The organism is Hyunsoonleella ulvae, assembly GCF_016827605.1.
Lineage (GTDB): Bacteria > Bacteroidota > Bacteroidia > Flavobacteriales > Flavobacteriaceae > Jejuia > Jejuia ulvae.
Genome location: NZ_JAEPJQ010000002.1, coordinates 358,759 through 381,508, shown reverse-complemented (window position 1 = coordinate 381,508; position 22,750 = coordinate 358,759). Strand labels below are relative to the sequence as shown.

The window sequence follows — 22,750 nt, the reverse complement described above, 5'->3', positions numbered from 1 at the left end:
CAAGATGAAAAAAACAATACTAAGTGCAGTTATATTCTTGTTTACGGGAATATATGCCTTTGCACAAGTACCAACTTGGTCTGTTAATGAAAATGATTTTGAATATAACATGTCATTTGTAGCCTTTTTAAATATTGATGGTGTAACACTTTCAAGCACAAATGATATGATAGGAGCCTTTGTAAATGATGAATGTAGAGGCGTTGCTAATTTGATTTATGTGGCTAGTAAAGACCGCTATTATGCGTATTTCAATGTGTTTTCTAATACAAATGGAGAGGCTATAAGCTTTAAAGTATATGATTCAGCAAATGATAAAGTTGTAGATATTAGTAAAACGATAAATTTTCAAATAAATGCTCTTTTTGGGGATATAGCTCAAGCCTATAGCTTTGCTAGCCCTGAATTAAACAACGGTGCCGATTTATTAAACTTTGGTTTTAAAGATGTAACCATTAATAATAGAATAAATAATGGTAATGACATCACATTATTTGTAGATAATAGTATAGATATATCAGCATTAACACCAGTTTTTCAGCTAAGCCCAGGTGCACAACTATATCAAAATGCTATGCCTGTCATTTCTGATAATGATGTTTTAGATTTTACTAACACACAAGCTTTTGATGTTGTATCAGAAGATGAATCGTCATCTAATCGTTGGCAAATTACAGTTAAATATAATGCGTCTATTGGCGATTTAGCCTTTTATAAAAAGGACGCGGTGTGCTACAATGGTGGAGCAATAAAAGTAGTTTCATCTCAAAATGGAAGCAATGTTGTGGTATTAAAAGATCAATCAGAGTTTGCTACACAGCAAATAATCAATGGAGAAGCATTGTTCTCTAATTTAAGTGCTGGAAACTACCTTTTAAAAATTAATGGGTTAGAGAAAGAAATAGAAATAAGTTTAAAAGAATAGAAGATGAAGAATTATAAATATTTTTTGTTGAGTGTAATACTTATGTTTTTATCCATAAGTTGTTCTAATGATGATGAACCTGTCGATCAAGGTCCATCTGCACCAGTAACACCAGAAATAATTGAAAGTTTCGATCCAATTGATATAAGGTTTGTTTACGAAGATGGTTCAAGTATTGGTGCTAGTGAGTGTATTGACCCTGAGAAGACTTATGCTATTGAAATTGAAACTTCGAAAAATTCTGAAGGTAATACAGATGTATCTAAAATAGAATATACTATTAATGGTGCTTCTTACAGCATGTCTTTTTCGGCAGCTGGGACTAAAAGAAACCCTATTGTGTTTGTAGATGGTAGAAATATTGCCGAATTGGTAAAAACAGCAAAATCTATAGAGGTTATGTTTGTAAAGCAGGATGATTTTCAATTGGTGGAATAAAAAAAGTGAAATAACTTAAATTTGGTTTAAACAAAAAATCCCGCAAACAGTTTTGTCTCGGGATTTTTTTATAATGATTCCATTATAATTTATCAGTGAAATCATAATTTTGATTTACTTTAATCTAGATATATAATAGTTGTATTATTTTTGTCTCGTAATCTCTTAAGTGCTTATTAATAATTAAAAGTTACTTTATGTATCGGGAAGTAAATTAATACCCAATTGAAAAGTTATGCTCAAAAAATTTCAAAAATCAAAAAATAAAGTTTCCTTGTATTTGAGGGAGGTTAATCCTTTTTTTGATTTTGTAGCAAAGTTATGTTTGGGTTATACCTCTTTACTTTTTATTGTTTATACCACATCTTTGGTTATTGAAACCAACGCTTTATGGATGTATGCACGTTTTGGTCTACTGGTGATTATTTTTGCTATAATTTCCCTTACAATAACATTTTTAATACGATTAATAATAAGCTTATCAAAAATATTTCTATTTACAATAATACTAAGTATTCCAGTACTTTTTATGATTATGGAAAGGGATATTTTTTTGCTTATCTATAATTTAATATTAATTTTTTTCCTCAGCGGGACTGTTTATTTATTGAAGAGGAAAAGACTTTGGCAGTTTTCTGCAATTAAAAGATGTATCTTTTTTTTGATAATGGGCATCAGCAGTTTTTTGTTTTTTTGTGGTGTTTGGTTTATCAGTATTGAAGGTTTCGATAAAAAAACATCTCTAAATTTCTCAGCGTTGAAAAGTAAAGAGTTTAGTGAAAATGTAGCTTTAAATATAGAATCTCCTGAGAAAGAAGGACATTACAAAGTTAATACAATAGCTTACGGAAGTGGAAAGGATAAACATCGTTTTGAGTATGCTGAAGGAGCAGAAATAATAACCCCAACGATAAATTGCGAAAAATTTATTGATGGGTGGGATGGTAAGAATGGTTGGTGGCGTAGTAAGTTTTGGGGGTTTAATGCTAGTAAAATTCCTTTAAATGCCAGGGTTTGGTTTCCCGAATCGAAGGAACGTTTTCCTTTGGTTTTAATAGTACACGGTGACCATTCTATGCAAGACTTTTCAGATACAGGTTATGCTTATCTTGCTAATCTATTGGCTTCTCGTGGATATATTGTTGCATCAATAGATCAAAACTTTTTTAATATTGGATGGTCCTATTATTTTGGGAACCTTAAAGATGAAAATGATGCTAGAGCAATTACTTTATTGGAACATTTAAAACTATGGGAATCATGGAATTTAGAAGATTCTAATCTATTTTTTAATAAGGTTGATTTAAATAATATTGCATTAATAGGACATTCTAGGGGAGGAGAAGCCGTTGCTATTGCTGGTCTACTAAATACATTACCAAATTATCCTGATGATTTAAATATTAAATTCGATTATGGCTTTAATATTAAATCAATAGTTGCCATAGCTCCAGTTGATGGTGTATATAAACCCTATGGAAAAAAAGTTTCCCTGAGTAACCTTAATTATTTAACATTACATGGTTCTTACGATGGAGAGGTTCAAAATTTTATGGGATTAAATCAATATAACCGTTTAAAGTTTACCGATAGTTTATATCATTTTAAATCTTCGCTCTATATACATGGAGCTAATCATGGGCAGTTTAATACTACATGGGGAAATAAGGATTCATATAGTCCATTCGCTAAATTATTGAATTTAAAACCTTTAATCTCAGATAAAGACCAACAACAAATAGCTAAGATATTTATATCGGGATTTTTAGACGCAACACTTAAAAATAAAAAAAAGTACATCAATTTATTTTCGAATCCCAATTTCCAAACGGAGTGGCTTCCTAACTCAATAAGATTAAATGAATTTGAAGATTCTACTACAGAGTATATTTTTACACCAGAAAAAGACTTTAGCCATCCAACTAAATCAAGAGAGGATATTACAATCAAAACTGATTATTTGTTACAATGGAAAGAGAATAAAGGCTTACATGGTAATAAGGAAATAGTTTTAAGTTGGGATAATTCAAATATGAATACCTACCCTTATCTAAGTTTAAATTTTGAAAGTCAACCTAAGATAATTGATTCTTCTTCTGTTCTCGTTTTTTCTACGAGATCATTGACTGATAGTGCATTTACAGATAATAAAATCATTAACGAAATCTCTGAAGAAAAAGACTTATCCAAATATTTTATTGATTTTACTATTATTTTGAAGGATAATGATGGAGAAACCGTTAGATGTTCACTTAGTGATATCTCTTTTTTGCATCCACCCTTAAAAGTAGCATTAACTAAAACGGATGCTTTTTTAAGTAAATATGAAACTAAATCGATATCTCAATCCTACAGGTTATCAATTAAAAAATTTATTAAGACCAACCCTAATTTTAATTTACAGAATCTGAAAAGTATATGTTTTGTTTTTGATAAAATATCTAAAGGTAAAGTTGTAATAGATAATATAGGATTTGCTAAGGACTTGAATTTTTTATGATCAAAGGAAATATTTGTTGAATTTGGAAAATTCAATAGTTTCTATATTTGTTATTTTGCCTCTAATTGCAGCAGCTACCTGATAAGTCTTACCTAAATTAAGGGAATGAACAAACCATTCGTGTCTTTCATTATTATTCCATTTGGTTTCAGTGATTTCTGCATTACTATCTGAATCTAATGAAACAGAAAAACTATCCAATGGAAAAGAAAGTCCTTTAGATTTGGCTTTTATAAACGATTCTTTTCTTGTCCAACATCTATAAAAACCTATAGGATAATCTTTTGGTTGAAACTTGCTAAGAAGGTTTATTTCTGATTTCGAAAAAAAATTTTCAGCAATATTAACTAAATCAAAATTATATTTGATAAGCTCTACATCAACCCCAATATCGTAACCTTTAGTAAAACCTATTATAATTTTATTACTAGAGTGAGATACATTAAATGTTATATTTTCTTTATTTGTAACAATGGGTTTACCATATTGCCCATAGATAAATTTAATATTACTTGGGTTGGTATTAAGGTACTTGGAAAGAAGCAGTCGTAAAACTCCACGTGAAATTATAGAAACTTTTCGATCCTTTTCGAATTTAAACTTTTCTGCTTTATGCAATTCTTCATTAGATAAAAAAGAAGATAATGTCTCTAGTAAAACTTCAGTATCATTAACATCCACCAGCCACAAATGGAAATCATGCTTTTTTAGTTTATAGCGAAACATACAAGATCAAATAAATGTTTACTAGCTAAGTTAAGAGAATCATCTTATAATATAACCTATTTTAATCCTGGATAATAGCATCTATTTGTTTTGAAAGTGATTCTATATCAGGCTCAGTAAATAGTGTATTGTGATGTCCTTTTGTAAAATAAGTCTTTACGCCACCTTTAGCTAGTTTTTCCCATGATTTAATAACATGATTTTGAAATCGTTCATCAATTTTTTCAGTAAGAATAAGGGATACATATCCATTGTGCGCCTTCCAAATATAATCTAAACTAAGTTTTCTTAAGTTAGCTTTTATACGTTCCAAGTCTTTTTCAAAGTCTTTACCAAAATATTTTACGATGTATGGTTCTACTAAATATTTTCTGTCGCTTATAAACATTCCAACAGCTTTTATGGGGTTTCTCAAAAATCGTTTAATAAAATACTTTCTGCGGGCAGATAATGATTCTTTATCAATAGCATTCCACGGAGAAGCCATTGTATCTGCAACAATGAGGTTTACTTTATCCTTGCTGTTTTGCATTAAAATGCATATTTCATTACCTACAGCAGTGCTAAAACAGTTAACCAATATATTCAATGTTCCTTGCGGCTGTATGTCTTTTATGGCTTCAAGATAAGTTTTAGACATCGACTCTATGTCTTTGTGCATTTCTGTTTCGTCATTTAAGCCAAGAGGCTCTATGGCATAAATGGGTCTGTCCTCTTTTATATAATCTCTTAAAAGACCATAAAAGAAAACATGACCACCTCCAGAATGTATACAAAATAAAGGGTTTTTAGAACCTTCTTTTCTGATAGAAGTTACGAAATCCCACTTTTTTGCAATGTGTTGCCTTTCAAAAATTAAAGTTGCAAGTTCCCTTACTGTTTGACTTTGGAACAATTGGTTTGCATTTAGTTGAATTCCTGCCTTTCTTGCTTTGGAGACAATTTGTATACTTAAAATAGAATCGCCTCCAATTTCAAAGAAGTTGTCATCAACGCGAATAGGAGAAAAGCCTAAAACATCTTCCCATATAGTAATTAATTTATTTTCAAGTTCATTAGGGTTGTCAACTAATGCGTTTTCTGTTTCCTGTGCTTTTGTGTAAGAGACTAATTCTGATATGGTTTGATATTCAAATAGTTGGTTTGCTTTTAGTTGAATGCCCTCCTTTTTAGCTTTAGATACAATTTGAATACTTAAAATGGAATCGCCCCCTATTTCAAAAAAATTATCGTTAACTTTAATAGGGGAAAAGCCTAAAACATCCTCCCAAATTGCGATTAATTTCTGTTCTGTATCATTTAAATCTTTATCAGACGTGTTTCGTGAGTGTACTGTACCATTTAGGGTAGTTTTTAATTCTAGAACTTTTTTTCTATCAACTTTTCCATTAGGTAAAAACGGAAACTCACTAATGGCATGTATCTTATTGGGAACCATATAATTAGGTAAGCTTTTTTTAAGAAAAATTTTAAGATTTTCTACACTTTCAACTTCACTTTTCCTAACAAAAGCAACTAGTTTTTTGGGATGATTTTTATTGGTTTTAAGTGTCCCATTATTTACCAAATCCTTTATTTTTAGTTTTAGGAGTTGTTTTTCCTCTTGAGTTAGCTGTTGTATTTTATTGATGGTACTTTGTTTCATCATTTAACTGCTTTTATTACTACTATTGAGTCGGCCCACCATGTGTCTATTACATCTACAGGCATTGCCAGAGGAATAACTTTTATACTAAATGATGAGAAAAATTTTAAAAGTAATTGTTGGTGTTCCCTACTTAGCGAATCTATTTCATTAGAAAAATATGTAAATGCGCCACCTGGTTTTAAATGCGCAGATGCATGTTCAAAAAAGTGTTGGGCAAATGTTATACTACCATTTACGTATTGCATGTATTCATCATCATTAAGTGGATATGTATGAAAAAGAATGCCATCGTAGATGCCAACATTATGTATGTAATCCTGCCAAAGGCCATGGTATAGACTTATATCTTTGTCTTTATATTTTTCTTTAAAACTGGTAAAATAGGTGTTTATAACATCATCATTACATTCAATAGCAGTGTAGGAATTAATGGGGTGTTGCATAATCATATCAGCAGAAATTCCCCGACCAAAACCAATTTCAAGAATATCGCCACCATCTCCAGCTATTGCCTTAGCCATTTCTTTCATTAAAGGAATTTGCCAATCTTCCATTATTTCCTGATCTCCCATGATTTTCTGTTCCCTATCAACTTTAAAACCATGTATTGTTGCCCCGGGAACAAACGTTTTAGCTTGTTCGTTTAGAATGTTTAAGTCGCCTGCAAATTCTTTTATTGCTCTATTTACTATTGCATTTCTCTGACTTTCTTTTGGAGGGCAAATAAAATTATCGTCGTTTATTGTTAAGATAACTTCAAAAGCATGTGAACGTTTTATTTTTTTCATAGCTAATTTGGGTTAGGTTTGGCTTAAAAGCATTTTTTTTTCTTCTAAACTTAAGGATTGAATTGCATGTAGCAAACTATTTAAATCTTCATCTTCAAGAGGTTCAAGGATATCAGCTAATTCTTCATCACTTAAATTCTCTAGAGTCGTATTATTGTTTTTATCTACTACAACAATAGCATCAGAAAGAGACTGGGAGTACTTTTTAATGGTATTTTCTATTTCACTTAATTCTACCCGAAATCCTCTAATTTTTATTTGCTGATCTTTTCTCCCTAGAAATTCTATATTACCGTCCTTTTTAAACCTGCCCAGGTCTCCCGTTTTATAGAGCTTTTCGTTTGCATTAAATGGGCTATCTATAAATACACTTGTTGTTAGATCTGCTCTATTGATATATCCTTTAGAAAGCCCAGCCCCTCCAATGTGAATTTCTCCACTAACTCCTAAGGGAACTTGTTTTAGCTGCTCATTCAGAATATAAATTTGTGCATCGGCTACGGGTTTACCAATAGGTATACTTTTTAATTTTAAATCATCTATTGAAATTTTATGGGCTATACACCATACGGATGCTTCAGTTGGTCCATATTCATTGTAAAGATTTACTTTAGGGAGCACACTAAAATGTATTTTACACATAGTAGTACTGCATGCTTCCCCAGCTACAATTACTGTATTAAGGCTTTTAAGTTTTTCAATATCAATATAGTCTAAAACTAGACTATATAGGGATGGGAGCATCAAGGTGTGGGTAACCTTTTTTTCGTTAATTAGGTTACCAATCTTTTCTATGTCCTGTTCAATACGTTTTTCTGTAATAATTAGGTTACCACCCGTGCAAAGCGTCCAAAAAATACCTGCTTTAGAACTATCGAATGAGAAAGATGACATCAGCATAAACGCCTTAGGGGTTTCCTCATAAAATTTAAGTCTGCCCATAGTAGAGCCTATAATGTTTTTATGCGAAATAGGTACGCCTTTAGGTTTACCAGTACTTCCAGAGGTGTAAATTATGTACGCCAAATCATCAGGATGTATTTCAGGTAATTCTAGAGGGGTGTTAGTAATACTTTCAATTGTGTCAATTTTAACACTATTATATGTTTTCCCGAGAAATAAATTTTCCAGTTGTGATTGTGTAACTATGAGTTCTGCTCCAGAATCCTCTAACATAAAATTAATTCTGTCTTTAGGATATTCAGGGTCTAATGGCAGATAGCAACATCCAGCTTTTAAGATTCCCAAAATACCAACTATCATATCAGGGTGCCTTTCAACACACAAACCAATAACTGTCTTTCTTTTAGAAATGGTATTTCTAATTTTATGAGCAAGCATATTGGCTCTGTTATTAAGTTCTAGATATGTTAGTGATGTGTTATTATAAGATACGGCAATTTTATCTGGGTGTCTTGTACTAATATTTTCAATAATATTATGTATGCCTGTGTTTTGGGAAGATGTATTACTATCTTTTTTTTCTTTAGATGCTAAGCGTGTGTGCGAAACCGTTAGTATGTCTAAATCATTAATTACAATATTTGGGTTTTCTGTTACATTAAAAATCAGTGTTTTGAAATAATCTTGAAAGCGTTTTATAGTTTTTTCTTCAAATAAATCGTGGGCATACTCAAAAGTAGAACTTAAAATTCCATCTTCTTCTCCCACGTAGATAGTAAGTTCAAATTTAGATACTTCAGAATCAAACCAAGTGTGAGACAATTCTAATTCTCTGGAAAAAAATGGATTTTCTGGTTTTGAATGGTAAAGAAACATTACTTGAAAAAAAGGGTTTGATGCTAAAGAACGTTTTACACCTATTTCTTTGACAAGAGTATCAAATGCGATACTTTTATTTTCAAATGCTTCTAGAGTATTGTTTTTAATGTAACCAATGAACTCTGTAAAGCTGAGATTAGGGTTTATTTTTCCTCTTAAAACAATAGTATCATTAAAAAAGCCAATTAAATTTTCTAGACTTTTTTTATCCCTATTGGTAATAGGTGTACCGATGAGTATATCATTTTGTCCACTAAGTTTGTATAGAAAAATGTAATATACCGCTAGCATGACATTATAAGGCGTCGTCTTAGATGTTTGGGATATTTTAAATATCTTATCTGATAGAGCTTTAGGATAGTTTTGGGTAAATGAGGCAGCCCCTTTGTAGGAAGGGACATTAGGTCTTTGGAAATCATAAGGTAGGGTAAGTTCTGGAATTTCTCCTAATAATTTTTCTTTCCAATAATCTAATGCTTTTTTGTCTATTTCTTGGTTTTCAATCCAATAACAATAGTCGGTGTACTGCAAATGTGTTCTCCTATCATCTGGTATTTTACCATCTATAAACTCTTTATAGTATGCAGCAAGATCTTCCCTAAAGATTTTCATAGACCACTTGTCTGTAGTAATGTGATGCAAGGTTATTTGAAGAATATGGTAGGTATCTGATATCTTAATAATCGTGGCTCTAACTAAAGGGCTCTTATCGAGAGAAAAATGCATAGTTGCATCTCTTTTTTGTTCAATCTTTGCAGCACTAATTGCTTTGTCTTTGTCAAGATCAGAGAAATCAAATATGTTTATGTCCATGGTAGATTCATAATCTACTTTTTGAATGATGGCTTTATCGTTTTGAATATATATAGTTCTTAATATGTCATGAGTTTCATAGACCTTTTTTAAACTTTTAGACAAGCATTCAATATCTAAACTTCCTTTAAAAGTATAGGTTTCAGAGTAATTGTAAAAAGGATTTTCTGGATAGAGTTGTTGAAGGAACCAAAGCCTTTTTTGTCCTGAGGATAAAGGAATGATAACATCCTTCGGAGCTTTTTCAATACTATTTTTAGAAATACCAGATTTAGTTTTATCCTTCCATTGTTGAAGAAGAGAACCTTTTTTTTTATTTTCCATAGGGCATATTTATCTTAAACCTAACCAAACAGCAAGCTCATATAATTTCCATTTAATATAATCATCTACAGGTAAATCGATATCAAAGGCGCGTTCTACAAGCCAATACAAGGAGATTATAATTAATAGAGCTGATAAATAGATTAATAATTTAGGGTATAGTTTTAGCTTTCTTATAAAATAAAGTATAGGGAAAATAGCAGCAATAATAACCAACTGGCCTATTTCCACACCAATATTAAATCCTAATAGCGATAAGGTTAAATGCTCACCATTAAACCCAAGTTCACCTAAAACGCTGGCAAATCCAAAACCGTGGAATAGCCCAAAAACAAAAGCGATAATCCAATCTTTACCTTTAAAAATTGGTTTAATATTATGTAGCGCAGCCAAACCTATCGAGAGCGCTATGATGGACTCAACAAATCTAGAAGGCAAAACGATAATTTGTAATGAAGCTAAACTTAATGTTATAGTATGGGCAATGGTAAAAAAAGTGATTATTTTTACTATGTATATAAATGCTGGTTTAAATTTTTCTACAGGGTGCCAGTTCCATATTCCAGACTTTACTTCATTGTCATTTTTTCGTCTAACAACTGCAGGTAAAATAAGTGCTAGTATAAAGAGTATATGATCTAAGCCTATCCATATATGCCATATTCCTTGTTTTATCATTGCTACAAAACCTTGCCATATAGAGCCTTCAGTTAATGAGAGGGTTTTTGTCCAATCACTTTTATTAAAGTCTAAAGCGATTATAGCCTCATTATTAAAAAGTCCAGCTTTCCAATTATATTCAATACCTAGTAAATTAACATGATGGGGTTCCTCTTCTATAAATACTTTATAGGTAACATCAATCTCATCAGGAACGTTTGCAGAATCTTCCAAAAAAAAATGTATCACTACAAAGTCTCCAAAACTAACATTCCAAATTTCTACATCATCAGTAAACTCTATTGTATATGCTTTGTCATTATGGGTAAATGATGTGTTTTCCAATAAATATGTTTTTATAGTCTCGAGGTAAGGCTTTACTTTTTCTAATGAGGTACGTTTACCCAAATCAAGGCCTAAAACATCATTTAATTCGTTTACATTAATGTGGAAATTGCCTTCAATATTTGCGTTTTCATAAACTTTTAAATACATCAGGCTATTATCAGGATGATGTGCCCAAACATTTATAGTTGTAAAAAATGCAATGAAGAGTATGGGAATTTGGGAAAATAACTTGTGCATAGCATGTTGGTTTTATTAACAAAAAACACATTGTGGAGGAGATATGCGTTTTGTCGATTTTTTATTTCAATATCGTAAATATTGAAATATTAGTAACTTTGTTTGTGTTTTTTTTCGATAAGCTTATTTAAATAGTCGTCAAAATGTTAAAATAGTATTTTTAGTGTATGTTTTTATACCATATATTTACTTTTAAGAGAAAGATTGAAAATATAAAAATTGCCACTACGTAAATTTTGATTGTTAGATATGTCTGCCTTCAAGTAGTTACACCCCAGTAACTATTACACCAATTCTTATGTTTTTTACTTGATAAACCACAAGAAAACATGGATATGGAAGAACGCCTCATTCACTTCATAAAAACTGAAATTTTAGAAGATACTTCTGCAGTAATTAATAAAAAAGATGAATTGCTAATGGATGGTACGATTAATTCCTTAGGGCTTATGCGTTTAGTGCGCTTTATTGAAAGACAGAGCAACGTGCAAGTCCCTTTCGAGGATATAACACCTGAAAATTTTATGACAATAGAGCATATGGTAAGTTACATCAACAAAGTAAAAAATTAACGTATTAGTATGCATTTAAATAACCAATCTCTATTACCACTTACTAAAAGCCAAACATCGTTATGGTTGGTAGATAAGCTCAATCCTAATACCCCTATTAACAATGTACCTTATGCCTTTAACATTAAAGGTAATGTTGACCATGATGTTTTTAAGCTAGCTTTTGATAGGTTGATTGAGTCTACAGATATTTTACGAACTGTAATAGAGGAGGAGAATAACCAACCCAAGCAGAGAACAACACCATATGTTAAAAGCATTGAGTTGATAGATTTTTCTAGGCAAAGTAGTGCGGAACTAAGTGTGTGGTTAAAACAAAAAAGCTCCCAACCATTTAACCTATCACAACAACTATTTTATAGTGCACTATTAAAAACTTCAGATGAAAATTACATTTGGTACCTCAACATACATCATATCATAACAGATGCATCCAGTTCTGTAATCTTATTCAATGCATTAGCATCTATATATAATATATTACTTCAGAACAAAGGTGCGCCTATGGTTCCCATGCCTGCATACTCAGAGTTTGTTAAATATGAACAAGAAGAACGGATTAAAAATGTAGAGATTACCACACAATGGGAAGAAAAGATAGCATCTTTTAACGAAACACCAGCCTTATACGGTAAAAAGCGATTACAAGGACTTAGCACAACCTCCAACAGGGTTGAATTTGAAGTAGGCAATGATGAATTAGATGCAATAAGGCAGAAATTAAAGGATCAAAACATTTCATTTTGGAACAATGATGTAGCCAATTTTATGATTTTTGGAACTTTACTATTTGCTTACATGTTTAGAATAAGTGGGCAAAAAAAGTTAGTGGTAGGAGCGCCAATACATAACCGTATTAAGCAAAGTTTTATCAAAACGGCAGGTTTATTTATAGAAATGTTACCCCTTGCAGTTGAGGTAGATGATGAGGATACTTTTTTATCCTTATTTAAAAAAGTTAAAATTGAGACTAATAACTACTTAAAAAATGGACTTACAGGCACATCATCTGCCAAGTTGAGTAGAAGCTTTATCACAATATTTAATTATATTAATTCCAGTTTTGGAGATTTTGCAGGACTAGAAACAGAAGTAAATTGGATGCATCCTGAACATGCTGATCCTGGGCATAAAATGCGATTTCACGTATGTAACTTTAACCAAAAAGGGTCATCAAAGGTTATTATAGATTATAATAATGATATAGCTGATGCGCAAAAGGCTTCATCTTCAATAAATCATGTGGAAAAATTATTTGATAATTTTGTAAGAGATATAAATAAACCTATACAAGGCGCATCTATAAGTACTGATGAAGAACAAAACTTCTTTTTAAGCCCACCTATATCAGGTAATGCCTTAAATAATGTTCTTGATGTTTTTCAACGCTTGGCAAAGGAATACCCCAATGCGATAGCTGTCCAATCTAAAAATGAAACATTAACATTTAATGGATTAAACAAGAAAGCAAATCAGCTAGCGCATTATTTATTTGAGCGGGGAGTTAGAGCCAATGATAAGGTGGTGCTGCTTAATTACCGTAATACCAACTATATTTTGGGGGTTTTGGCCATTATGAAGTTAGGGGGAACTTTTATCCCTATAGCTTCAGATCAACCTAAAGAACGTGTTGCGTTTATAATTTCCAATTCTGAAGCTTCTCTAATATTAACTGAGGGTACATTGCAAAAGCATCTGGAAGGTATTGATGTTGCAAACATTGATTTGGAAGAGATTAAAGAAACACTTAAAATTCAATCTGAAGAAAATTTAAGAGCAGTTTTGACTTCTGCCAGTTTAGCATACGTGTTGTACACATCTGGATCAACAGGGAACCCAAAGGGAGTTTTGATATCTCATGAAGCACTTTCAAATTATATTTTTTGGGCCAAGGATTATTACGGTATCACTAATAAAACTGTTCTACCTTTATTTACCTCTATAGGGTTTGATTTAACAATAACATCAACATTATTACCTTTTGTAAGTGGAGGTAGATTAATGCTCTACACCGAAAATATTTTTGGCCCCGATATGTCTTTAATACAAGTTTTGGCAGATAATCTGGTAAACACGATTAAATTAACGCCATCGCATTTGTCATTTTTGAAAGATAGAGATCTATCTAGCTCAATTATACATACAATGATAGTTGGGGGCGAGGATTTTAAGGTTAACCTAGCAAGTACAATCTCAAAAAAGTACGATAATAAAATAGCAATTTATAATGAATACGGGCCAACTGAAGCTACTGTTGGCTGTATTGTAAGTAAATTTGATATTACTAGACATGAAGATGAGGTTTCTGTTCCAATAGGTTATCCCATTTCTAACATGCATGCCTACATTCTTGATGATTGCCATAATTTAGTACCTCATGGTGTAATGGGTAAGTTATATTTAAGTGGTCGCAGTCTTGCCAATGGCTATTTAAAACTTGAAGATTTATCTAACAGTAAATTTATTGATAACCCTTTCGTGGCAGGAGAGAAAATGTATCATACCGGAGATGTAGCACGAATCAATAAAAATGGTGAGTACGAGTACTTAGGTAGGTTTGATGAGCAAATAAAACTTAGGGGTTACAGAATTGAACTAACCGATATTGAGGCCAATTTAGCCAATTATGAAGGTATTGATGATTGCGCCGTAGTATTGGTCGATAATAAGAAAGATCACATTCCAGAGGCACAAGTAGTAAATTGTACAGAGTGTGGTCTACCCTCTAATTATCCACAAACAGACTTTGATGAACATGGTGTGTGTAACCTTTGCAATACTTTTAAGGGCTATAAAGAAAAAGCCCAACGTTATTTTAAAACAGAGGAAGAATTAAAAGAAATTTTATTAGCCACCAAAGGTACAAATCCTAAGTATGATTGTTTATCATTATTAAGTGGAGGTAAGGATAGTACGTACATCTTAGCACAATTGGTAAATATGGGTATGAAGGTTTTGGCCTTTACGCTTGATAATGGGTATATTTCAGATCAGGCAAAAGCCAATATAGATCGTATAGTAGACAGATTGGGCGTAGATCATATTTATGGGGAAACCGAATATATGAATGCCATTTTTGTAGATAGTTTAAAACGGCACAAAAATGTGTGCAATGGTTGCTTTAAAACCATCTATACCTTAAGTACTAAGATTGCCCTAGAGCACAAGATTCCTTTTATTGTTACAGGATTATCTCGAGGACAGTTTTTTGAGACGCGCTTAACTGAAGAATTGTTTTGGGATGAAGATTTAGATGTAACTAAAATTGATGATACAATCTTAGAAGTTCGTAAGCTTTATCATCAAGAAGAGGATGCTGTAAAAAAACTCTTGGATGTTTCCATGTTTGAGACTGATGAGGTTTTTGACAAAGTACAGTTTATTGATTTTTACAGGTATTCAGATGTTAGTCTGGAGGATATGTTAAAATTTTTAAACGAGAAGGTGGGATGGGTTAGGCCTACAGATACTGGCAGATCAACAAATTGCTTAATCAACCAAGTTGGTATTTATGTTCATAAAAAAGAACTGGGATATAGTAATTACTCGTTTCCTTACAGTTGGGATGTACGATTAGGTCATAAAACCAGAGATGAAAGTTTAGAAGAAATAAATGAGTATATTCATGAGCCAGAAGTTAAGCGTATTATGAAGGAAATAGGTTATGAAGACTCTGATGATTTTACAGAAGATGAAAAACTTGTGGCTTATTATACAGGAAATATAAGCATAACCCAAAAAGAACTAAAGCAATATTTGGCGAGCAAGATTCCATCGTATATGGTGCCCTCAGTATTTAAGAATATCGACCAAATGCCACTTACAAAAAATGGAAAAACTGATAAAAAATCGCTAAGAAGTTTAACTGTTGAACAATTAGAAATGGAGGTGTCTTATGTAGCTCCAAGAAACGAAATTGAAGATATGGTAGAGGGTGTGTGGAAGGAAGTGTTACGACTTGAAAAAATTGGGGTTTATGATAATTTTATTGCTCTTGGTGGGCATTCTTTAGCAGCGATTAGGGTTACCTCTCGCATAAATGAAGAATTAGAGCTAGAGTTACCCCTTAACAAGGTGTTCAACCTACCTACCATAGATGCGTATTCAAAATATATAGAAAGTACCCTCACGGAATTATTAAATGAAGATTAAGAAATCAAAAGGCTTTAAGCCATTTATTTTGAGAGTATTGGTTGTGCTATTAAGTGCATCTTATTTGCTTGGCCCCCTGCACAAGGAAGTAGGTGTGTTTCTTCATGAAGTTACGCATTTGTTGGAAATACCAGATTATATAGTATCGCATTCAGACATTGATAGAAAGAGAAGTGAAAAAATACATTCAGACCACGAGGTGCTAACTTCAAAAGATATTCACAGCCATCAACTCCTTAATTTGCTCAATGACCTATTAGAAGATATAGATACAGAAAAGAATTCTGAAGATTCCATTGTTTTGGCACTAAAAATAGATAAACATACACAGTATCAAAAAAAGTACAAAAGACCTCTGGTTTTGTTACCGCTAGAACAAAATAAAATTATAGTTTTCATTACCAAACAAACACGTTTAGGATATTTAAATAGTCCGCTACAACCGCCACAGGTATCTTAACTTCTCTCACTAAATGTACAGACACACTGTACACAAAACAATTAAAATTAAATAATTGCACTTTGGGTATTGGGTACTCCATTATTCTTGTGCGTAATCATATTTTTATGTTAAAAAAAGTTACAGTATTACTGGTCTTTATGTTAACTGTAGGGGTAGTTAATGCCCATGAACTTAACGGAACAGTAATTTCAGAAGATAATGAGAAGCCCTTACAAGGTGTTGGGGTTTACAATAAGAATACAGGAACATATACATACACAAATGTATCAGGATATTTTGAAATTGACGATATATCTGTTGGAGACGTTATTTATTTTTACCAATTAGGATATGAGAACTACCAACTTACAATTGATGAATCCCATTTAGATAGTACAATTGAGGTTATTATGGAAATTTCCTCTGCATCTTTAGAGCAAGTATTAATCGTTTCTAAGGTAAATGTATTGAGTAATATTGTTAATGTAGATGTGAAAACAAGTCCTGTAAAATCATCGCAAGAAATTCTTCGTAAGATTCCAGGTTTAATTATTGGTCAACATGCAGGAGGTGGTAAAGCAGAACAAATCTTTTTAAGAGGTTTTGATATTGATCATGGTACCGATATTGCCATAGATGTAGACGGAATGCCCGTAAACATGGTGTCTCACGCACATGGACAGGGATATGCAGATATGCATTTTATCATTCCAGAAACTATCGAGAATTTAGATTTTGGCAAAGGCTCTTATTATGCAGATAAAGGTAATTTTAATACGGCAGGTTATGTGGATATTAAAACTAAAACGAAAATTGATAAAAACTTAATTTCTGTAGAGGCAGGTCAATTTAATACCGTAAGGGCTTTAAGTATGTTAAAAATTTGGGATGGAGAGAATAGTAATGCCTATGTAGCAAGTGAAATGAATCTTACCGATGGAGTTTTTGAATCTCCTCAAAATTTTAATCGCTTAAATATTATGGCCCGTTACAATTATAATAATTATGCGAATCAAGAATTTAACCTATCGCTCTCCCATTTTCAAAGTAAATGGGATGCCTCTGGACAGATACCACAGCGGGCTGTAGACCAAGGCTTGATAAGTAGATTTGGAGCCATAGATGACACTGAAGGAGGAAACACCAGCAGAACAAATATTTGGATGAATCACATTAAGCATTTCGATGAGCATTCTAGTTTAACATCGTCAGCCTATGTGTCTAATTATGATTTTGAACTATTTTCAAACTTTACCTTCTTTTTAGATGATCCGATAAATGCAGACCAGATTCGCCAGTTTGAAGAACGTACTATCATTGGGGCTAAAAGTGTATATGAAAAATCACTGCATTTAGACGACCACGACAAGCAGCTAAAGTATAGAGTAGGTGTTGGCTTTAGATATGATGATGTTAACGAAAACCAATTATCACGTACCAAGAATAGAAAAGAACTACTGGAAAGACTAGCTTATGGTAATGTAGATGAGACAAACGCGTTTTCTTTTGCTGACCTAACATATAAAGTAAACAAATGGACAATTAACCCAGGTTTACGTTTGGATTATTTTACTTTTGATTATGAGGATTTATTATCAGAACTTTATGATAGCAAGAGTGAAAACAAAGCATTACTAAGTCCCAAATTAAATTTTATTTATGCGGCAGCACCTAATACTCAGTTTTTCTTAAAAACAGGTTTGGGATATCACTCTAACGATTCTAGGGTTGTTACTGCGCAAAGCGGGGAACAAATATTACCAACAGCATTTAGTACAGATTTAGGAACTGTAATAAAACCCACAGATAAGTTGGTAATTAACGCAGCACTTTGGTCCTTATTTTTACAGCAAGAATTTGTATACGTGGGAGATGCTGCTATTGTAGAACCTAGCGGAAAAACAGCACGATACGGTATAGATTTTGGTTTAAGATACCAAATAGCAGATTGGTTGTACTTTAACACCGATGTAAACTACACTGTAGCCAGAAGTACAGAAGAACCAGATGGACAGGATTTTATTCCGCTTGCGCCAGATTTAACTTCTGCAGGAGGCTTTACAGTTAATAACTTAGGGAATTTTTCAGGAGGTATTAGCTACCGCTACATCAAAGACCGTCCTGCTAATGAAGATAACTCTATAGTGGCAGAAGGTTATTTTGTTACAGATTTAAATTTAAATTACAACTGTGATAATTGGACGTTTGGTTTAATAGTAGAAAACCTTTTTGATGTAGATTGGAATGAAACCCAATTTGCTACAGAAAGTAGATTGTTTAATGAGGCCGATTCTGTGGAGGAAATTCATTTTACCCCAGGAGTACCTTTCTTTTTAAGAGGTAAGGTGTCTGTAAGATTTTAAAAATTGTAGACGGATTAAATTAAAAAAGGGTTGCTTTGTAATGCAACCCTTTTTTTATCATGTTTTTACAGCAATAAAAGATGGTATAGGCAAATAGTGTTTAGATACACCGATAATGGTGTATTCTATATTTGAATTAACCTTATGGAATTACTAAAAGAAGTTAAATATTAAGCCATTTTTTAAATTGGGCAGCTTTGTTTTTACTGATGATAATACTAGCCTCAGAATCTGGGGAAACCAAAATTTTAAGTTGGTTGTTACCATACTTTACAATTTTTTCAATACTAGCTATAGAAATAATAAACTGTCTGTTAGCTCTGAAGAAAACCAATTCGTCCAATTGCGTAGATAGTTCATCTAAACTTAAGTTTGAAGTAGACCGCTTTGTGTCATTACAAACCACATAGGTAATGGTGTTTTCGGTGTATATGTAAGCAATATCATTAGTAGGGACTGGTACTAACTCATTTCTAACATAGGTTAAAAGCCTTTTTTTGGAGGTATTATGTTCCGTTTCGGTATTCGTGCTTTCTTCACTTACTTTTTGTTGGTATTTATCAACCGCCCGATTTAATTTAGAGAGGTTAATAACTTCATCTTCTAATTTCTCATTCTTAAGCTCTAGTGTTTTTTCATAAGAACTTCCAAAAATTCTTAGAATTACAACAGCAGCAATTACGATAAAAAGCCCCATTATTAAAAAAACAGTGAGAAATTTACTTTTAAAATCTTGAATTTGATTTTTAATATTATCCGTTCTTACATGAGCGGCCAATATCCAATCGGAATTTAGAATGGAGCTTAAGGTAATAACCTTAGATTGTTTTTCAATGGTTTCAGAAGCGAGCGTATCACTTTCACTACTCAACAAATCGTAAAATGCGCTTGGTGTAAGGTCATCATTTACAGAAGACACATAAGAATTATTTGGACTTGCCAATAAACCTACATTTTTAATATCGGGATGTGCTACTACTTTTCCAGACCAATCATAGATACTTAAAAACCCCATATCTAAATCGGTACCATTTAAACTTTGTTGAATGTTATGGGTTAAGGAATCCTTAGAAATATTTTGGGATAATTGATGGCTTAAAAGTGTAGAAAACGATTTAGCTTCCTTTTTGCTAAATACCAAATGGGTTTCAAGGAGTTTTAGCGTACTCTCTTTTACCAGATAGTTAAAAGCTAGAGTTGCAATAATACCGTAAACAACTGCGATAGATAAAAATGTAAGAAAATAAAGTCTGTCCTTTCTCATTTGCAACCAAAAAACTTTGGCTAATATAAGCATTTAGAATGTTGAATTTCTGTTTGGCAATTTTCAAAGTCAAAAATTCATTTTCACAAGATTTAAGATAATAATTTACCTAAAAATATTCCCTTTTAAAGCTTTTTTTTCCCTCTCGCATAGGTTTGTAATGCAAAACACAGGCTTTAGTGATTCCTTTGTAGTGCCTTCAGATACTGGCGTTACAGTAAATTAACATTAAAAATTAAATCTTATGAAATCAATTAGTCTTTCATTTTTGTCTTTATCGCTACTACTACTCATTGGATGTAGTAACGATAGCCAAAACGATCTCATTGAAGATCAAAATCCAACAGAATCTGTCACGTATACAAACACAATTCAATCCATTATAAATAACAATTGTGTGGGATGCCATTCAGATCCACCTCAAAATGGAGCACCTTTTCCTTTAGCAAACTTTGATCAAGTATTCTCAAGAGCTAATAATGGACAATTATTAAGAGCCATGAGTAGACAAACAGGTGAGCCCAGAGCTATGCCTCCATCGGGAAGATTACCCCAAGCTACTATCGATTTGGTGGAACAATGGATAGAGGACGGACTAGAAGAAAATTAATAACAAAACAATATAACATGATAGTATACCAAAACATAAACCATCTAATACTTAGTAGTGTATGTTTTTTAATGTTCGCTATAGGTTACGGACAAGAGAAATATATAGATAAAAACGGAACTATAGTTTTTGAAGCTTCAGAAAAACTATTTGAAGAAGTAAAAGCCACCAACACATCTACCACCGCCATATATAATATCACAACTAACGAAATTGCTGCATTGGCTTTAATAAAAGGGTTTCGATTTAAAAATTCTTTGATGGAAGAACATTTTAATGAGAACTACATAGAGTCGGGCACCTATCCTAAAGCCATTTTTAGAGGAAAGTTAATTGATTTTAATACTCAAGAAAATCTTGGTAGCACAACAGCACAGGTAAAAGTAAAAGGTGTTTTGGAATTACATGGAAAGCAAAAAGAGATTGAAACGATGTTGACCATCCAAAAAGTGAATGACATTATATCCTTAACAGGAGCTTTTAGTGTTACACCCGCTGATTTTGGTATAGAGATCCCAAAAATTGTACGCAACAAAATTGCTAAAGTCGTTAATGTAAATCTTGATTTTAAATTGATTAAAAAATGAAAAAGCAGGTTACTTACATCATCACAGTAGCACTACTAATTTTTGGTATAGCAGGTTGTTTAATTTATGACTACATGTATAAAGAACATAGAGATATTGCTTCAGAAGAAGTCGATTATACTTTGAGTTCTAATGACCTAAAAAATGTAATGCGCACCGATTCTGTTTCAGGTCAATTTATAGATAAGGTCATCCAAACAGAAGGAGTAATAACATCAATAGAACAAAACTCAATAGTCATTAATGATGTTATCCAAGTCGACTTTGTAAATACAGATTTAAGCATTTTAAAACCTGAAGCTACCTTAAGTATAAAGGGCAGATGTGTTGGGTACGATGACTTGCTAGAAGTAGTAAAAATAGACCAAGCAACAATAACTAATCAATAAACCAAAATGAAAAAACTAGTATACATCTTATGTCTAGCATCCCTTTGTGTAAATGCACAAGAAGACCTATTGGAAGAGATAGACACTCAAAACACAGACGATAATTATGCATCCGCAGCGTTTAAGGGTTTAAAAATCGTAAATTTTGAATCTACCAAAATGGTATCACAAAAGGAACTTTACTTTGTAGTATCGCACAGGTTTGGTTCTATAGAAACGGGAATTAAAGACTTTTTTGGATTGGATCAAGCGGTAACGCGACTTAACTTTATTTATGGAATCTCAGATGGTATAAATATTGGCGTATCTAGAAGTTCATTTCAGAAAACCTATGAAACCTCTTTAAAATTACGTTTGCTACGGCAAAAGTCTAATGGAATGCCTTTCACAGTGGTATTGTTTAATAGTCTTTTAATCAATACAGTATTAGATAAAGAAGAGCTACCAGGGCTCGAATTTAAACATAGGTTAAGCTATGCAGTGCAGGCATTAATTTCAAGAAAGTTTAGTAAGGATTTTTCGTTAGAAATCATACCTACACTATTTCACGATAATTTAGTGGCTTTTGATGCCCAAACCAATACGCAATATGCACTAGGTTTTGGTGGTAGACATAAATTAAGTAAACGTTGGTCTATCAATTTCGATTATGGTTTACACCTAAACAGAGCATCTAATTCGCCATTTAAAAATCCATTATCTATAGGGTTTGATCTTGAAACAGGAGGTCATGTATTCCAATTGCATTTCACGAACGCGCAACCTATGAATGTAAACACATTCTTAGGGCAAGCCACTGGAGATTGGACAGATGGAAATATCTTCTTTGGATTTAACCTTTCAAGAATCTTTTAAAACGGTAATTATGACAACAAGTTTAGCAAGAGTAATTGTTCAAAATCCGTTCTGTTCGAATTGTATAGCACCAGTTAAGAAGAAAATTATGGAAGTAAAAGATGTAAAAAACGTAAGGTTGTTTCCAGCAGATTCCCTTGTGGTATTCAACTTTAATCGGGCACATCAAATTTCAGAAGTTTTAAATACGCTTGTGGCATTGGGGTACCCACCAGAAGGAGATCAAATTTTAGAAGGCAATTCAATATTACCCAAATGCAGCTGTATTAAAAGCTCAAAGTAAATTAATAAAAATCACAAATAATCATTTAAATACATTCAAATATC

The 22,750-nt window shown here is 32.3% G+C and carries 18 protein-coding genes; 12 read left to right on the top strand and 6 right to left on the bottom strand.

What is annotated here, in order from left to right; translation table 11 throughout:
- Positions 1-4: 4 nt before the first annotated feature.
- The 3 genes from JS605_RS07335 (at position 5) to JS605_RS07325 (ending at position 3,863) form a co-directional block, all read left to right on the top strand.
- On the top strand, positions 5-925 hold the full coding sequence (locus tag JS605_RS07335; RefSeq protein WP_203257047.1) for a hypothetical protein: 921 nt from the start codon (positions 5-7) through the stop codon (positions 923-925).
- Positions 926-928: 3 nt separating this feature from the next.
- Positions 929-1,363, top strand: a complete 435-nt coding sequence (locus JS605_RS07330; RefSeq protein ID WP_203257046.1) for a hypothetical protein — start codon at positions 929-931, stop codon at positions 1,361-1,363.
- Positions 1,364-2,120: 757 nt separating this feature from the next.
- Positions 2,121-3,863, top strand: a complete 1,743-nt coding sequence (locus JS605_RS07325) for an alpha/beta hydrolase family protein (protein WP_203257045.1) — start codon at positions 2,121-2,123, stop codon at positions 3,861-3,863.
- Here the strand turns inward: JS605_RS07325 and JS605_RS07320 are convergent, their stop codons facing one another.
- The 5 genes from JS605_RS07320 to JS605_RS07300 form a co-directional block, all read right to left on the bottom strand.
- Positions 3,864-4,589 carry a 4'-phosphopantetheinyl transferase family protein gene (locus tag JS605_RS07320; protein WP_203257044.1) on the bottom strand — a complete coding sequence of 242 codons (726 nt, stop codon included), beginning with the start codon at positions 4,587-4,589 and terminating at the stop codon, positions 3,864-3,866.
- 61 nt (positions 4,590-4,650) lie between these two features.
- Positions 4,651-6,237, bottom strand: a complete 1,587-nt coding sequence (locus JS605_RS07315) for a thioesterase domain-containing protein (protein ID WP_203257043.1) — start codon at positions 6,235-6,237, stop codon at positions 4,651-4,653.
- Positions 6,234-7,025, bottom strand: a complete 792-nt coding sequence (locus tag JS605_RS07310) for a methyltransferase domain-containing protein (protein WP_203257042.1) — start codon at positions 7,023-7,025, stop codon at positions 6,234-6,236. The genes JS605_RS07315 and JS605_RS07310 overlap by 4 nt, the downstream gene beginning before the upstream one ends.
- 12 nt (positions 7,026-7,037) lie before the next feature.
- A complete protein-coding gene (locus JS605_RS07305; RefSeq protein WP_203257041.1) occupies positions 7,038-9,944 on the bottom strand; it encodes a non-ribosomal peptide synthetase in 2,907 nt (968 codons plus the stop codon).
- 9 nt (positions 9,945-9,953) lie between these two features.
- Positions 9,954-11,189, bottom strand: a complete 1,236-nt coding sequence (locus JS605_RS07300; protein WP_203257040.1) for a HupE/UreJ family protein — start codon at positions 11,187-11,189, stop codon at positions 9,954-9,956.
- Between the two features lie 335 nt (positions 11,190-11,524).
- Here JS605_RS07300 and JS605_RS07295 point away from each other — a divergent pair, with 335 nt between their 5' ends.
- From JS605_RS07295 to JS605_RS07280, 4 genes are all read left to right on the top strand, one after another.
- On the top strand, positions 11,525-11,761 hold the full coding sequence (locus tag JS605_RS07295; RefSeq protein ID WP_203257039.1) for an acyl carrier protein: 237 nt from the start codon (positions 11,525-11,527) through the stop codon (positions 11,759-11,761).
- Between the two features lie 9 nt (positions 11,762-11,770).
- Entirely contained in the window at positions 11,771-15,913 is a 4,143-nt protein-coding gene (locus JS605_RS07290) for a non-ribosomal peptide synthetase (RefSeq protein WP_203257038.1), read from the top strand.
- Positions 15,903-16,373: a hypothetical protein gene (locus JS605_RS07285; protein ID WP_203257037.1), complete on the top strand. Its 471-nt coding sequence runs from the start codon at positions 15,903-15,905 to the stop codon at positions 16,371-16,373. Before JS605_RS07290 ends, JS605_RS07285 begins: the two co-directional genes overlap by 11 nt.
- Positions 16,374-16,480: 107 nt before the next feature.
- Positions 16,481-18,718, top strand: a complete 2,238-nt coding sequence (locus JS605_RS07280; protein ID WP_203257036.1) for a TonB-dependent receptor — start codon at positions 16,481-16,483, stop codon at positions 18,716-18,718.
- A gap of 163 nt (positions 18,719-18,881) precedes the next feature.
- Here JS605_RS07280 and JS605_RS07275 read toward each other — a convergent pair whose 3' ends face one another.
- Positions 18,882-19,982 carry a LytR/AlgR family response regulator transcription factor gene (locus JS605_RS07275; RefSeq protein ID WP_203257035.1) on the bottom strand — a complete coding sequence of 367 codons (1,101 nt, stop codon included), beginning with the start codon at positions 19,980-19,982 and terminating at the stop codon, positions 18,882-18,884.
- A gap of 244 nt (positions 19,983-20,226) precedes the next feature.
- Here JS605_RS07275 and JS605_RS07270 point away from each other — a divergent pair, with 244 nt between their 5' ends.
- The 5 genes from JS605_RS07270 to JS605_RS07250 are packed head-to-tail and all read left to right on the top strand — an operon-like array spanning position 20,227 to position 22,706.
- On the top strand, positions 20,227-20,592 hold the full coding sequence (locus JS605_RS07270) for a hypothetical protein (RefSeq protein ID WP_203257034.1): 366 nt from the start codon (positions 20,227-20,229) through the stop codon (positions 20,590-20,592).
- Positions 20,593-20,609: 17 nt separating this feature from the next.
- Positions 20,610-21,179: a YceI family protein gene (locus tag JS605_RS07265; protein WP_239000296.1), complete on the top strand. Its 570-nt coding sequence runs from the start codon at positions 20,610-20,612 to the stop codon at positions 21,177-21,179.
- Entirely contained in the window at positions 21,176-21,568 is a 393-nt protein-coding gene (locus JS605_RS07260) for an OB-fold protein (protein WP_203257033.1), read from the top strand. Before JS605_RS07265 ends, JS605_RS07260 begins: the two co-directional genes overlap by 4 nt.
- Before the next feature lie 6 nt (positions 21,569-21,574).
- The gene (locus tag JS605_RS07255; RefSeq protein ID WP_203257032.1) at positions 21,575-22,423 is read left to right on the top strand and encodes a DUF5777 family beta-barrel protein; all 849 of its coding nucleotides are present in this window, start codon (positions 21,575-21,577) and stop codon (positions 22,421-22,423) included.
- Between the two features lie 10 nt (positions 22,424-22,433).
- Entirely contained in the window at positions 22,434-22,706 is a 273-nt protein-coding gene (locus tag JS605_RS07250) for a cation transporter (protein WP_203257031.1), read from the top strand.
- The last annotated feature ends 44 nt before the right edge of the window (positions 22,707-22,750 follow it).